General features: G+C 70.1%; 11 protein-coding genes. 6 read left to right on the top strand and 5 right to left on the bottom strand.

The features are described from left to right. Nucleotides 1-20: 20 nt before the first annotated feature. The 5 genes from ACGFWE_RS35645 to ACGFWE_RS35625 form a co-directional block, all read right to left on the bottom strand. Nucleotides 21-755 (bottom strand): HAD family hydrolase, encoded by a 735-nt coding sequence (locus ACGFWE_RS35645; protein WP_393604247.1) that lies wholly within the window; start codon nucleotides 753-755, stop codon nucleotides 21-23. Nucleotides 756-912: 157 nt separating this feature from the next. Then, complete coding sequence (locus tag ACGFWE_RS35640) at nucleotides 913-1,575, bottom strand: DUF4241 domain-containing protein (protein WP_393604245.1); 663 nt, start codon at nucleotides 1,573-1,575, stop codon at nucleotides 913-915. A 116-nt stretch (nucleotides 1,576-1,691) separates the two neighbouring features. Beyond that, nucleotides 1,692-3,176 carry a glutamate--tRNA ligase gene (gltX, locus tag ACGFWE_RS35635; RefSeq protein ID WP_393604243.1) on the bottom strand — a complete coding sequence of 495 codons (1,485 nt, stop codon included), beginning with the start codon at nucleotides 3,174-3,176 and terminating at the stop codon, nucleotides 1,692-1,694. Further along, entirely contained in the window at nucleotides 3,160-3,945 is a 786-nt protein-coding gene (locus tag ACGFWE_RS35630; protein WP_393604241.1) for a fumarylacetoacetate hydrolase family protein, read from the bottom strand. Before ACGFWE_RS35630 ends, gltX begins: the two co-directional genes overlap by 17 nt. A 129-nt stretch (nucleotides 3,946-4,074) precedes the next feature. Then, on the bottom strand, nucleotides 4,075-4,257 hold the full coding sequence (locus ACGFWE_RS35625; RefSeq protein ID WP_352389385.1) for a hypothetical protein: 183 nt from the start codon (nucleotides 4,255-4,257) through the stop codon (nucleotides 4,075-4,077). A gap of 568 nt (nucleotides 4,258-4,825) precedes the next feature. Here ACGFWE_RS35625 and ACGFWE_RS35620 point away from each other — a divergent pair. From ACGFWE_RS35620 to ACGFWE_RS35595, 6 genes are all read left to right on the top strand, one after another. Further along, complete coding sequence (locus tag ACGFWE_RS35620; RefSeq protein WP_393604239.1) at nucleotides 4,826-8,677, top strand: nitrate- and nitrite sensing domain-containing protein; 3,852 nt, start codon at nucleotides 4,826-4,828, stop codon at nucleotides 8,675-8,677. A 9-nt stretch (nucleotides 8,678-8,686) separates the two neighbouring features. Then, nucleotides 8,687-9,100, top strand: coding sequence for a roadblock/LC7 domain-containing protein (locus ACGFWE_RS35615; protein ID WP_003993189.1), 414 nt, complete (start codon nucleotides 8,687-8,689; stop codon nucleotides 9,098-9,100). Between the two features lie 110 nt (nucleotides 9,101-9,210). Then, the gene (locus ACGFWE_RS35610; protein ID WP_003973454.1) at nucleotides 9,211-9,609 is read left to right on the top strand and encodes a DUF742 domain-containing protein; all 399 of its coding nucleotides are present in this window, start codon (nucleotides 9,211-9,213) and stop codon (nucleotides 9,607-9,609) included. Beyond that, complete coding sequence (locus ACGFWE_RS35605) at nucleotides 9,590-10,165, top strand: ATP/GTP-binding protein (protein WP_123991819.1); 576 nt, start codon at nucleotides 9,590-9,592, stop codon at nucleotides 10,163-10,165. Before ACGFWE_RS35610 ends, ACGFWE_RS35605 begins: the two co-directional genes overlap by 20 nt. A 402-nt stretch (nucleotides 10,166-10,567) precedes the next feature. Continuing rightward, nucleotides 10,568-13,855, top strand: a complete 3,288-nt coding sequence (locus tag ACGFWE_RS35600) for a nitrate- and nitrite sensing domain-containing protein (RefSeq protein WP_352389383.1) — start codon at nucleotides 10,568-10,570, stop codon at nucleotides 13,853-13,855. Nucleotides 13,856-13,865: 10 nt separating this feature from the next. Continuing rightward, a complete protein-coding gene (locus tag ACGFWE_RS35595; RefSeq protein ID WP_007384910.1) occupies nucleotides 13,866-14,279 on the top strand; it encodes a roadblock/LC7 domain-containing protein in 414 nt (137 codons plus the stop codon). Nucleotides 14,280-14,317: the final 38 nt, after the last annotated feature.

Below are 14,317 nucleotides of genomic sequence, written 5' to 3'. Positions count from 1 at the left end.
CCGGCGGCGCAGGAAGAACATTACCCGAAGGTGGACGGGGCTCCAAAACGGGTATCCGAGCCGAGGATCGCGGGGAGTTCGGCGAGCGAGGCGATGCGGCGCGGTCCGGCGGGCGTGGGGACCTGGGCGTGCACACCGCCCTCGCGGCCGATCCAGACGGACAGCAGTCCGGCCTCGGCGGCGCCCCGGCCGTCGATCTCCGGGTGGTCGCCGACGTACGCCACCTGGTGCGGGGCCAGCTCCAGGGCGTCGCAGGCCGCGAGGAAGGCGCCGGCCTCGGGCTTGGAGACACCCAACTCGGCGGCGCACAGGATGACCTCGAAGCGGTCGTGGACGCCGAGGGCGCGCAGTTTGCGGTCCTGGACGTGGATGCTGGAGTTGGACAGCACCGCGTGCCGGTGACTGGCGGCGAGGGCGTCCAGCGCGGGCAGGACGTCCGGGAAGAGGACCCAGGCGGTCTCGTAGTGGGCGATGTACCGCTGGAACCAGGCGTCGGCCTCCGCGTCGGTCAGCTGCTCCCCCAGGAACACCCGCACCCGGTCCCGCCGCTGGCCCTGGAAGTCGACCTCCCCCGCCGAGAACCGCGCCCACTGCGCGTCGGTGACCGCCCGCCACCGCACGATGGCCTCCTCGACGCTCTCGTACGCCTCCAGCAGCCCCTCGGCCGCCAGATGCAGACGCATTCCGATGCGGTCGGCTCCCGTGTAATCGAAGAGGGTGTCGTCGACGTCCCAGACCACGGCGCGGATGCTCATGGACCCGACGGTACGCCGGATCGGCTGGGGGTTCGGGGGTTATCCCCCGATGAACGCAGCATCGAAGAGGGTGTCGTCGACGTCCCGGACAACGGCGCGGATGCTCATGACCCGACGGTACCCGGCGTCCCGGGCCACGTCCGGGGATTGGGGGCCCTCAGGAGGGGTCCGGTGCGACGAAGAAGTCCGTGAGGAAGCAGGTGACCTCGCCGGAGGCGGACCGGCCGATCCAGGTGGGGTAGAAGCCGTCTCCCCAGCCGGAGGTGAAGGCGGCGAGGGTGTGGCCGGTGGAGGGGGACGTGACCAGATGCGGGCCGCCGGACCAGTCACTGTTCTCGAAGGCGTCCCACAGCGGGCCCTCGTCCTCCTGCGCCTCCGGGAAGGCCTTCTCCGCGGCGGCGTCGTAGAAGCAGCCGGTCCCGGCGTCCACGCCGTAGCCGAAGAACTCGTCGTCCTTCAGCTCCGCGGGATCCTGCTCGGGGCGCAGGGCCAACTCCCAGGCGGCGGCGGGCTCGTCGCGGATGACCAGGCGGGCGGCCGCCACCCTCAGGTGGGGCTTGGCAGCCGGGGGCTGGTCGGGCCGGCCCAGGGTCGCGACGGCCGCCTCCACGCGGTAGCGGCCGGGGGGCACGGAGACCGTGAACGGCTCGATGTCCCCGGAGCCGAGGTAGACGAACGGGTCGCAGGCGACGACTTGTCCGGTGGGCAGGTCGAGCTCCCCTCCCCCGGCCACGTGGATCACGCCGGTCGTCCCGGAGTCGTGGGCGAAGGTGCTGCCCGGTGTGAACAGCCAGGTGTAGTCGCGGGGGGACATCGGCATGGACGCGCCTTTCCGGATCTTGTGCGGGTGAGCCGGAACCCTAGTGCGCAGCACTGACAGTGACGCGTGAGGGGCGGCACCCGGAGTCCGGATGCCGCCCCTCACGCGTGCGTGCCCTAGGCGGCCAGCTTCTCCAGCGCCGCGTCGATGCGGGCCAGTGCCGTCTCCTTGCCCAGGATCTCCAGGGACTCGAAGAGGGGCAGGCCGATAGTGCGGCCGGTGACGGCCACGCGGACCGGGGCCTGGGCCTTGCCGAGCTTGAGGCCGTGGGTCTCGCCCGCGGCCAGGACGGCCTCCTTGAGGGACTCCGGCGAGGTCCAGTCCGCGGACTCCAGCTTCTCGCGGGCCGTGCGCAGAAGGGCGTCCGAGCCCTCCTTCATCGCCTTGGTCCAGGAGGGCTCGTCGAAGACCGGCTCCGGCAGGAACAGGAAGTCGACGTTGTCGGTGATCTCGGAGAGGACCTTGAGGCGGGTCTGGGCGTGCGGGGCGATCGCCTGCCACTTCGTCTCGTCGAAGTCCTCCGCGGACCACGGGGCGAAGGGGGCCTTCAGCCACGGGGCGCAGCGCTCCGTGAAGTCCTTCACGTCCAGGAGACGGATGTGGTCGGCGTTGATCGCCTCGCACTTCTTCAGGTCGAAGCGGGCCGGGTTGGGGTTCACGTCCGCGATGTCGAAGGCCGCGATCAGCTCGTCGGTGGTGAAGATGTCCTTGTCCGCCGAGAGCGACCAGCCCAGCAGCGACAGGTAGTTGAGCAGGCCCTCGGGCAGGAAGCCGCGCTCCCGGTAGAGGTTGAGCGAGGCCTGCGGGTCGCGCTTGGAGAGCTTCTTGTTGCCCTCGCCCATCACGTACGGCAGGTGGCCGAAGACGGGCACGCTCTTCGCGACACCCAGCTCGATCAGCGCCTTGTACAGGGCGATCTGGCGCGGGGTGGAGGACAGCAGGTCCTCGCCGCGCAGGACGTGCGTGATCTCCATCAGCGCGTCGTCGATCGGGTTCACGAGCGTGTAGAGGGGTGCTCCGTTGGCCCGCACGATCCCGTAGTCCGGCACGTTCTCCGGGGTGAACGTCAGCTCGCCGCGGACCAGGTCCGTGAAGGTGATCGTCTCGTCGGGCATACGGAAGCGGACGATGGGCGTACGGCCCTCGGCGACGTACGTGGCGACCTGCTCGTCGGTCAGGTCGCGGCAGTGGCCGTCGTAGCCGGACGGCTTGCCGGCGGCGCGGGCGGCCTCGCGGCGGGTGTCCAGCTCCTGCTGGGAGCAGTAGCAGTGGTAGGCGTGACCGGCGTCCAGGAGCTTGGCGGCGACGTCCTTGTAGAGATCCATGCGCTGCGACTGCCGGTACGGCGCGTGCGGGCCGCCGACCTCGGGGCCCTCGTCCCAGTCGAAGCCCAGCCAGCGCATCGAGTCGAGCAGCTGGTTGTACGACTCCTCGGAGTCGCGGGCCGCGTCGGTGTCCTCGATGCGGAAGACGAGCGTGCCCTGGTGGTGCCGGGCGAACGCCCAGTTGAACAGGGCGGTGCGGACCAGGCCCACATGGGGGTTACCGGTGGGCGAGGGGCAGAAACGTACGCGGACGGGTGCGCTAGCCACGCTTGACAACCTTGTTGGTGAGAGTGCCGATGCCTTCGATGGTGACGGCGACCTCGTCGCCGACGGTGAGCGGCCCGACGCCTGCCGGGGTGCCCGTGAGGATCACGTCGCCGGGGAGCAGCGTCATGGCCTCGGAGATGTTGACGATCAGATCCTCGATTCCGTGGATCATCTCGCTGGTCCGGCCGAGCTGGCGTTGCTCGCCGTTGACGGTGAGCTGGACCGTCAGGTCGGAGGCCGTCTCCAGGTCCATGCCGGTCTCCACCCAGGGGCCGAGCGGGCAGGAGGTGTCGAAGCCCTTGGCCCGCGCCCACTGCTTCTCGCGCTTCTGGACGTCCCGGGCGGTGATGTCGTTCGCGCAGGTGTAGCCGAAGATGACGTCCTTGACGCGCTCGCGCGGGACCTCGCGGCACATCCGGCCGATGACGACGGCCAGTTCGGCCTCGTGGTGGAGGTCCGCGGAGAAGGACGGGTACTGGATGTCGTCGCCGGAGCCGATCACCGAGGTGGAGGGCTTGAAGAAGGCGAACGGGACGTCCGGGACGTCGTTGCCCAGTTCCTTCGCGTGGTCGGCGTAGTTGCGGCAGTACCCGACGACCTTGTTGGGGAGCACCGGCGGCAGCAGCCTGACCTTGCTCAGCGGGACCTTCGTACCGGAGAGCTCGAAGTCCGCGAACGGGATGCCCTTGATGATGTCGAGGACGAGCTCGTCCGGCCTGTCGCCCTCGACCGCGCCGAAGGCGACGTTCCCGTCGATGGAGAATCTGGCGATGCGCACGGGATCTGGGCGCCCCTCTACTCGGCCGGCTGGAGTCTGATGCTCCAGGCTAACGCGGGGAGGGGTCCTTGCCTCGCGCAATACGCCCGGGCCACCTGCCCGAAGGGCGGTGATCCGGGCGCGCTACGGTTACTTCGCCGCGGAGACCGGGATCTCCATCAGGACCGTACGCCGGGGGTTGGCGGTCTGGGCGGGGAGGTCGAGCGGGTGCTCCGGCTGCTCCGGGGTCTGCAGTGCGTCGGCGCCCTCGAGGTGCGCCAGCGTCGTGCGCCGCGGGTTGGCAATGTTGCGGAACATCATCGTCGTCTTCACGGTTGTACTCGACCTCGAATGTGGTGGGTTGGACAGATGCGGCCTTCTTGTAAAGCGTCAGGCTAAACATTCTCTTCCCTCCCGAACTTGCGAAGACCCCGTGATCGGCATGTGAGTTTGCTCACTTACGTATGGGCAAACCGGACAATTCCGAGCCGCAACTCACCCCAACGAAACGGACATTGACTCCCTGAAGCCATCATTCCGCTCCTGATCATGGCGACTGGGACACCTCCCCCCGGAGGGAGACTCGCGGACCTATGTCCGATATCGACATGAACGCATTCCACACCCGGTGACACGGTCCTCACGTGGTGTCACGTAGGTCACGGTCTGACCCATGGACCTTGTTGGAGATCCTGCACTGTGCTGGAATTCCACGGACCGCCGCGGGATCGAACCGGCGCACAGGGGGCGCAGAGAATGCGCCGAGCGGCGGTGAGAAGGGGGAGGCAGCGCCGGTCAATCACGAACCATCCGGGGTGCGTATTCAGGGCGCTCCCCACAACGCCGACACCGTGCTCCGCCGTTCTGCGGAGGAGCGCCTGGTCCAGAGGTTGCGACGCTAGTGCAGGGACGTTTCAAGAGGGATGGCAGCGCTTCGGCCGAGCCGGAGCGGCACGGCGGGACTGGCCCCAATGTCGGCAGTTCCTCCCCCCAGCACGCCCAGAACCCGGGCCAGTCGGCCGACGGTGGTGCCGGCACCGGGCGCCCCGGCACGTCGGCGTCCTCGGGCCCCGCGGCCACGCCGACGGTGAAGCCCCCGAAGGGTCCGAGCGGCCCGGGGTCGCGCCTGGCCCTGCGCAACTGGCGTATCTCCACGCGCCTGGTGTCGCTGCTCGCGCTCCCCGTCGTGGCGGCCACCTCGCTGGGCGCGCTGCGCATCAACGACTCCATGGACGACATCCAGCAGCTCGACAACATGAAGCTGCTGACGGAGATGACCAAGCAGGCCACCGAGCTGGCCGCCGCCCTCCAGGACGAGCGCGACCAGTCGGCCGGGCCGCTGGCGCACAACTCCACGGCGAGCAACATCACGGTCAAGGGCTACCGGGACAAGACGGACCGCGCCGCGACCAACTTCATCAACGCCGCCGAGGACATCGACACCGCCGGCAAGGACGGCAACCTCCAGGGCGTCCGCGACAGCCTCGTCGGCCTGGTCCGCGACCTGGACACGCTGAGCAAGATCCGCAGCGATGCCTACGAGACCAAGGGCAACGCCACCCAGACGGTGGAGTCCTACCACCGTCTGATCACCCACCTGCTGGACCTCTCCCAGGACATGGCCGAGGCCACCAGCAACCCGGACATGATCCAGCGCACGCGTGCCCTGGCGGCCTTCTCCTCCGCCAAGGAATACGCCTCCATCCAGCGCGCGGTCCTCGCCGCGGCCCTGCCGGCCAACAACACGAGCCTCGGCAACCTCACCGAGAACGACCGGCTGTACGCCCAGGGCGCCCTGGAGAGCGAGGAGTCCGATCTCAACAGCTTCCGGAGCATCTACGGCGACGACAGCGCCGAGACCCTCCTCAAGCCCATCGAGAACGGCAGCTCCACCATCGCGGCCTCGGACCAGTACGCCGGCCGTGCTTTCGGCCGGCCGGAGGGCCTTGCCGACCTGGACCGGCGTTCCTACAAGGACTGGGTCGACGACAGCTCGACCAAGATCCAGCAGATGGGCAACATCGAGCACTCGCTGCTCGAGGACATGGAGCAGAAGGCCCGCGAGCTGCGCAACGCCACCGAGCGTGACGCGATCATCGCCGGTGCGCTGATCCTGCTCGTGCTGGGTGTCTCCCTGGTCGGCGCCTTCGTCGTCGCCCGGTCCATGATCCGCTCGCTGCGCCGCCTGCAGGAGACCGCCACCAAGGTCGCCCAGGACCGGCTGCCCGAGCTGGTCAAGCAGCTGTCCGAGTCCGACCCGCAGGACGTCGACACGTCCGTGGAGTCGGTCGGTGTGCACTCCCGGGACGAGATCGGCCGGGTGGCCGCGGCCTTCGACGACGTGCACCGCGAGGCGGTCCGCCTCGCCGCCGAGCAGGCCCTGCTGCGGGGCAACGTCAACGCGATGTTCACCAACCTCTCGCGCCGCTCCCAGGGCCTCATCCAGCGTCAGCTCTCGCTCATCTCCGAACTGGAGTCCCGCGAGGCCGACCCGGACCAGCTGTCCTCGCTCTTCAAGCTCGACCACCTCGCGACGCGTATGCGCCGTAACGGTGAGAACCTCCTCGTCCTCGCCGGTGAGGAGCCCGGCCGCCGCTGGACCCGCCCGGTCCCGCTGGTCGACGTGCTCCGCGCCGCCGCGTCCGAGGTGGAGCAGTACGAGCGCATCGAGCTGGCCTCCGTGCCGACGACCGAGGTCGCCGGCCGCGTGGTCAACGACCTCGTGCACCTGCTCGCCGAGCTGCTGGAGAACGCGACCTCGTTCTCCTCCCCGCAGACCAAGGTCAAGGTCACCGGTCACGCGCTGCCCGACGGCCGGGTCCTGATCGAGATCCACGACACCGGCATCGGCCTCTCCCCCGAGGACCTCGCCGCGATCAACGAGCGGCTCGCCTCGCCGCCCACCGTGGACGTCTCCGTCTCCCGCCGCATGGGCCTGTTCGTGGTCGGCCGGCTGTCCCAGCGCCACGGCATCCGTATCCAGCTGCGCCCGTCCGACTCCGGTGGTACGACCGCGCTGGTCATGCTGCCCGTCGATGTCGCCCAGGGCGGCAAGAAGCCCCAGCCGCAGCCCAAGTCGAGTCAGGGCGCCCCCGGTGTTCCCGCCGCGGCGCAGGCCGCCGCCGGTGTGGCCGCGGCCCGTCGTGGCGGCAACGGCCAGGGCGGCGGCGCCCTCGGCGGTGCTCCCGGCGGCACGGGCGGTGGCGCTCTCGGCACCGGCGCCTCCTCGGGCGGACGCCTCAACGCCGGTCAGGGACCGCGGGCCGCACTGCCCGGCAGTGGCCAGGGCGGCCGTCCCGGTGCGCCGGGCGGACAGCGCGGACCGCAGGGTCCGGGTATGCCTCCGCAGGGCCGGCCCGCTCCGGCCGGAGCCGGCGCCGGGTTCGGCGGCCAGGCGCCGGGTGCCCCGCAGGGCCTCCAGGCCGCGGGCACGGGCGGTCCGGGCCAGGACGCCTTCAGTGGTCAGGACGCTTTCGGCGGCGGACAGGACGCCTTCGGCGGCCGGGGTGCCGTACCCCCGCAGCCGCAGGCCCCGAACGCCGGCCAGGCTCCCGAGCCGGGCGGCCGGCGCCGGCGGCCGCAGCTGCCGGGCCGCGGTGGTCCGCGGGCCGAGCTGCCCGGCGGCGACCAGCAGCCCCGCACCCCGAGCTGGAGCGACGAGAACGCGCAGCCGCCGGTGCCGCGCGCCTCTCTCGACGTCCCGCGCGGCCACGACGAGCAGGACCCCGCCGCCACCTCGCGCATGCCGCGGATCGAGCAGCACCAGGGTCCGGCGAGCACCTCCGAGTTCCCCCGCCCGGACTTCAACTCCCCGCAGAACACCGGCCAGTTCGCGAGGCCCGGCACGAGCGGCCCGCAGAACACCGGCCAGTACCCGCGCCAGGGATCCAACGGCCCGCAGGATACGGGCGAGTTCCCCCGCCCCGGCATGAACGACCCACAGAACACGGGCGGGTTCGTCCGCCCGGACGTCTTCGGCACTCAGCCCGGACAGAACGGCGGCTCGCAGAACAGCGGCTCCCGGACCGGGCAGTTCGCGACTCCGCAGGGGTACGACAACGGCTCGACCGGCCAGTTCGCGATGCCGGGCTACGACGGCGGCTCCACCGGTCAGCACTCGCTGCCCGGTCGTCAGGACCCCGCGTCCACGGGTCAGTTCGAGCGTCCCCAGACCAACGGCGCCGACTTCGGTGCCCCGCGGCCGCCCATGCCGCCGCGGCCCCAGCAGCGGCCGGTCCGCCAGGAGCCGGAGGCGTTGCCGCCCGCGGGTCCCGGTGACGGCCGGACGCCGCTGTACGACACGTTGGAGACCAACTGGTTCCACGGCAGCCAGCAGCAGGGACAGGAGCAGCCGGCCGACGGCAACGGCTCCTCCCCGGCCGAGGCTCCGCGGCAGCAGCAGGCTCCGGCGGCCCCACAGAGTTCTGCCGCAGCTCCGCAGCGGCCCGCGGCCTCCGCGGGCTGGCGCAGCTCACCCAATGACGACCTCGTCCGGCAGGCGGAGCGTGTGCGCCAGCCGGCCGCGGGCGGTGTCACCACCTCCGGTCTGCCGCGCCGGGTGCCCAGGGCGAACCTCGTCCCGGGTACGGCCCAGCAGCAACAGCACCAAACCGGTCCGCAGGTCTCGCGTTCGCCTGACGACGTTCGCGGCCGGCTGACCAATCTCCGTCGGGGTATCGCACAAGGTCGTCAGGTCGGCGGTAACGGCCAGACGGGCAGCTTCCCGAACCCCACTCACCAGCAGGAGCGTTAGTTGAGCCCGATGAGCCAGGCGGCACAGAACCTCAACTGGTTGATCACCAACTTCGTGGACAACACCCCAGGGGTGTCCCACACCGTCGTCGTGTCCGCCGACGGCCTCCTTCTGGCGATGTCCGAGGGCTTCCCGCGCGACCGTGCCGACCAGCTGGCGGCCGTCGCCTCCGGGCTGACCTCGCTCACGGCGGGTGCCTCGCGGATCTTCGAGGGCGGCAGCGTGGCCCAGACCGTCGTGGAGATGGAGCGGGGATTCCTCTTCCTCATGTCCGTCTCGGACGGTTCGTCGCTCGCGGTGCTCGCGCACCCGGAATGCGACATCGGCCTCGTCGGCTACGAGATGGCACTGCTCGTCGACCGCGCGGGCGCCGTGCTCACGCCCGATCTGCGAGCCGAGCTTCAAGGCAGTCTGCTCCACTGACTGGACCGGATCCACCTGTCTCACCACATCACCGTCCGGCCGCCACAATCCCCCCACCGGCCTCACCAGACGGCTAGCCAGATCGACTTGCTGTCCCGCCCGGAGGATTCATGACCCCGCCCACCGCCTCTCATGATCCGTACGCGGAGCCGTACGAGGATGAGGGCGACCAGCCGCTGGTACGTCCGTACGCGATGACCGGTGGCCGGACCCGGCCGCGCTACCAGCTCGCCATCGAGGCTCTGATCAGCACCACGGCCGATCCGGCGGCGCTGATGGGGCTCCTCCCCGAGCATCAGCGCATCTGCCATCTGTGCCGAGAGGTGAAGTCGGTCGCCGAGGTCTCGGCGCTGCTCGCCATGCCGCTCGGGGTGGCCAGGATCCTCGTCGCGGACCTCGCCGAGGCCGGCCTGGTGGCCATCCACCAGCCGGGCGGCGACGAGAACAACGGTGGCGCTCCTGACGTGACGCTGCTCGAAAGGGTGCTCAGTGGACTTCGCAAGCTCTGACGCGGGGCGGACCACCACCTCCGCGAAGATCGTGGTGGCGGGTGGCTTCGGCGTGGGCAAGACCACGTTCGTCGGCGCCGTCTCCGAGATCAACCCGCTGCGCACCGAGGCCGTCATGACGTCCGCGTCGGCCGGCATCGACGACCTCACCCACACCGGGGACAAGACGACCACCACGGTCGCCATGGACTTCGGCCGCATCACCCTCGACCAGGACCTGATCCTGTACCTCTTCGGTACCCCCGGACAGGACCGCTTCTGGTTCATGTGGGACGACCTCGTCCGCGGCGCCATCGGGGCGGTGGTGCTGGTGGACACCCGGCGTCTCGCCGACTGTTTCCCGGCGGTGGACTACTTCGAGAACAGCGGCCTGCCCTTCGTCGTGGCCCTCAACGGCTTCGACGGGCACCAGCCGTACGCCCCCGAGGAGGTCCGCGAGGCTCTGCAGATCGGGCCGGACGCCCCGATCATCACGACGGACGCCCGGCACCGGTCGGATGCCAAGAGTGCCCTGATCACACTGGTGGAGCACGCCCTCATGGCACGTCTGCGGTAACGCCCCAAGGACATGTCGAGCGGCTGCCAAATCAAAAGCGTCATACGGCAGTTGTCGTAGATGTCCCGGAGCCGGCTGTGGCCTTGGACACGGTCGGCCCCGGTGTTCATAACGTTTCGGCAGAGGAATCGGATGGTACGGCCACGCGTGGTTGCCAACCGGTCTCGCTGCGCTCACAACAGCCCCGTCATTTGACGGGGCTCGCTCTTTATGACCGTTTTATCTAGGGCTTACATCACGCGGAATCCCCGCGTACCAATGTTTGGTGGTGCGCAGGCCGTCGTGCTGGAATGCCTGAACTGCCCAATAGTCAAAGACGTACTCACTAGTCGATGGCGTACTGGGCTCTGAGAGACTGCGGCACAACGTAGGTGCCGACCCCTCCGAGAGGTTGTTGGTCGAGTGAGGCGAAGCAAGAACGGTCCCGAGCCGTCGGCCCGGGGCAACTTCACCCCGCCGCCGCGCGGAGCGGCGTCCGCCCCTGTGTCCGGTCCGGAGCCGACGGCCGCGCCGCCGTCCAGCGGTGGCCGGTTCTCCCCGCGCAACTGGCGGGTGCCCACCCGGCTGAACGCGATCCTGCTCATACCCGTGATCGTCGGCCTCGTGATGGGCGGCTTCCAGGTCAAGAGCTCGATCGACACCTGGCGTGAGGCCGAGGACGCGGAGAACACCGCCCGTCTGGTGCGCGCCTCCCTCAGCTACGCCGACGCCCTGTACCAGGAGCGCGACAGCTCCGCCGCCCCGCTGCTGAGCGGGGAGGGCCAGGACAACGCCACGGTCGTCGCCGCCCGCAAGAAGACCGACGAGGCCGCGGACGCCTTCAACGAGGCCGCGCAGGACATGCCGGACAAGGCGGGCCTCAAGCGCCGCCTGCAGCTGTTCAGGGACGGCGAGGGAGGCCTCCAGACGCTGCGCGCGGGCGCCTACACCTCCTCCAAGCTCACCGGTGTGAAGACCGAAGAGGGCTACACCCAGGTCGCGCACCCGCTGACGGAGTTCGCCAACGAGCTCGGCCTCGGCACCGGCAACATCACCAGCTACGGCCGTACGGTCTACGCCATCGAGCTGACCAAGGCGGCCCTGTCGCTGCAGCGCTCCATCGGCATGCACCTGCTGATCAAGCCCGGCCCGGGACTGAGCAGCTTCGCCAGTCAGAAGGTCGCCCTCTCCTCGTACGCGTACCTGGAGGGCATCGCCGTCGAGGAGTACGTCGGCGGTGGCACCGCGGCCGACGCGGCGAAGCTCGACACCGCGAAGAAGCAGATCCAGGCGGAGGGCGCGGCGCTGGCCAAGGAGGCCGCCGCCAAGAACCCCGACTACGTCCCGCCGCCGTCCAACCCGGTGGACATGGTCTCCGCCATCGCCCAGCTGCCGTCGATGGACGACAGCGCCCGTGCGGGGATCGCCAAGGACGGCATCACCGCCGAGAACTGGTGGGCGGTCAACACCCTCAAGTACAACGCCTACCGCCAGATCGAGACCGACCTGGCCGACACCGCGGTGAACGAGGCCGCGAGCATCGCCGACGAGGCCAAGCGGGACGCGTTCATCGTGGGTGCCGCCGTCGTGGTCGCCCTGCTCCTCGCGTTCATCCTGGCCGGTGCCGTCGCCCGGCAGATGTCCCGTTCGATGCGCCAGCTGCGCAACGCCGCCTTCGGCATAGCCGAGCAGCGCCTGCCGATGCTCGTCGACCAGCTCTCGCGCACCGACCCCGGCCGGGTGGACACCCGGGTCCAGCCGATCCCCATCAACACCAAGGACGAGATCGGCGAGGTCGCCCGCGCCTTCGACCAGGTCCACCGCGAGGCCGTACGACTCGCCTCCGAGCAGGCCCTGCTGCGGGGCAACATCAACGCGATCTTCACCAACCTGTCCCGGCGCAACCAGTCGCTGATCGAGGGCCAGCTGACCCTGATCACCGACCTGGAGAACAACGAGGCCGACCCGGACCAGCTGGAGAACCTCTTCCGTCTGGACCACCTCGCGACCCGTATGCGCCGCAACGGCGAGAACCTCCTGGTCCTCGCGGGCGAGGAGCCGGGCCGCCGCTGGGATCAGCCGGTCCCGCTGGTCGACGTGCTGCGTGCCGCCTCCTCCGAGGTGGAGCAGTACGAGCGCGTCGAGCTGTCCGGCGTCCCGGAGGCCGAGATCCACGGCCGCGCGGTCACCGACCTCGTGCACCTGCTCGCCGAGCTGCTGGAGAACGCGACGACGTTCTCCTCCCCGCAGACCAAGGTCCGCGTCACCGCGACCCGGCTGCCCGACGGCCGCATCATGATCGAGATCCACGACAAGGGCATCGGTCTGACCGCCGAGGACTTCGCGGACATCAACCACAAGCTGGCCAACCCGCCGACCGTGGACGCCGCGATCTCCCAGCGCATGGGCCTGTTCGTGGTCGGCCGGCTGTCCGACCGGCACGGCATCCGCGTCCAGCTGCGCCCCTCGGGCGAGCAGGCCGGTACCACCTCGCTGGTCATGCTGCCCGACGCGATCACCCACGGCGGTGGCGGCGAGCAGCAGCCGGCCGCGGACGAGTTCACCGTCTCGCAGATCATGCCGGAGCAGCACTACCAGGGTGAGGACTTCAACACCGGTCTGCCGATGCGTACGGCCGCGGAGCTCGGCTTCGACGACAGCCGCTACTCCGAGGTCCCGGACGACATACGCGAGCTGGACCCGGTCGGCCGCTCCCTGATGCGTGAGGAGCGCCGCGCGGCCCTGGAGGCCCAGAGCCAGGACGGCCCGCCCGCCCTGCAGGGCCCGGAGTCGTCGTACACCGACGCGTACGACGCCACCGGCAGCGGCCGGCAGAACGGTTACGACAACAGCCGCAACGGCTACCCCGAGCAGCAGCCCGCCTCGTACGAACAGCAGACGTCGTACGAGGAGGCTCAGCAGGCGCCGTACGAGGAGCAGCGGCAGACGTCGTACGAGGAGCCGAAGCGCCCGGCGTACGACGAGCCGTACTACGCGCAGAACGGCGGCCTGCCGCAGAACGACACGTTCTCCCCGGGCGGCGGCTACCCGGAGCCCTCCTATGCGGAGCCGGTCCAGGAGGAGCCCGCGGCGGTGCACGCGGCTGCCCCGGAGACCTTCTCGGGCTTCGAGGAGCGGCGCTACCAGGATGACTGGCCGCAGTCGGAGGGTTACCGGGGCGGCTACCCGGACCAGTACGCTCCGGAAGCGGAATCTGCGCAGGCCGCTGACGTGAGTGAGCGTGACCGCGTAGGCTTCGATCGTCCGGGGCCGGCCCCAGCCGCCGTGGGTCATGAACTGACCGACGCAGGGCTCCCCCGCCGTGGCTCCCCCGGGAGCGCCGCGAACGGCTCGAACGGCACGCGGCAAGCGACCCAGGAGCAGCCGGCCTCCGCGCCGGAGAGCAACGGCGGCGGCGACCTCTGGCGGTCGTCCAACGACGAGCGGTGGCAGCAGGCCTCCCAGCTCCGGAAGCCCAAGGCGGGCGGGGTCACCTCCTCCGGTCTGCCGCGGCGGGTGCCCAAGGCCAACCTGGTCGAGGGAGCGGCCGAATCCAGCCCCCAGGGAGGCCCGTCGGTCTCCCGCGCTCCCGAGGACGTCCGGGGCAGGCTGAGCAATTTGCGTCGCGGCGTGCAGCGGGGCCGCAGCGCAGGCAGTGAAACGAACGGTCAGGGCTTCGGTTCTGACAGCACCTACAACCAGGAGCGTTAGTGTGAGCCCGATGAGCCAGGCGGCGCAGAACCTGAACTGGTTGATCACCAACTTCGTGGACAACACCCCGGGTGTGTCCCACACGGTGGTGGTCTCCGCCGACGGACTCCTTCTGGCGATGTCCGAAGGCTTTCCCCGCGACCGTGCCGACCAGCTTGCGGCCGTCGCCTCCGGTCTGACCTCGCTGACCGCGGGTGCCTCGCGCATCTTCGAGGGCGGCGCGGTGAACCAGACGGTTGTGGAGATGGAGCGGGGATTCCTGTTCATCATGTCCGTGTCGGACGGTTCCTCGCTCGCGGTCCTCGCGCACCCCGAGGCGGACATCGGCCTCATCGGGTACGAGATGGCCCTTCTGGTGGACCGTGCCGGTTCGGTCCTGACGCCCGATCTGCGTGCAGAGCTCCAGGGCAGCCTGCTCAACTGACAGACAGACGGTGCGTTTTGGCGTCCCGGGGCCGTAAG

It is taken from the genome of Streptomyces sp. NPDC048523 (assembly GCF_043199815.1).
Lineage (GTDB): Bacteria > Actinomycetota > Actinomycetes > Streptomycetales > Streptomycetaceae > Streptomyces.
This window is presented reverse-complemented; position numbering and strand designations above follow the sequence as displayed.

Coding starts and splice junctions, on each gene's coding strand:
- ACGFWE_RS35640 (WP_393604245.1), bottom strand. CDS start 1,575: ATGCCGATGTCCCCCCGCGACTACACCTGGCTGTTCACACCGGGCAGC.
- ACGFWE_RS35610 (WP_003973454.1), top strand. CDS start 9,211: ATGACCCCGCCCACCGCCTCTCATGATCCGTACGCGGAGCCGTACGAG.
- ACGFWE_RS35595 (WP_007384910.1), top strand. CDS start 13,866: ATGAGCCAGGCGGCGCAGAACCTGAACTGGTTGATCACCAACTTCGTG.
- ACGFWE_RS35645 (WP_393604247.1), bottom strand. CDS start 755: ATGAGCATCCGCGCCGTGGTCTGGGACGTCGACGACACCCTCTTCGAT.
- ACGFWE_RS35615 (WP_003993189.1), top strand. CDS start 8,687: ATGAGCCAGGCGGCACAGAACCTCAACTGGTTGATCACCAACTTCGTG.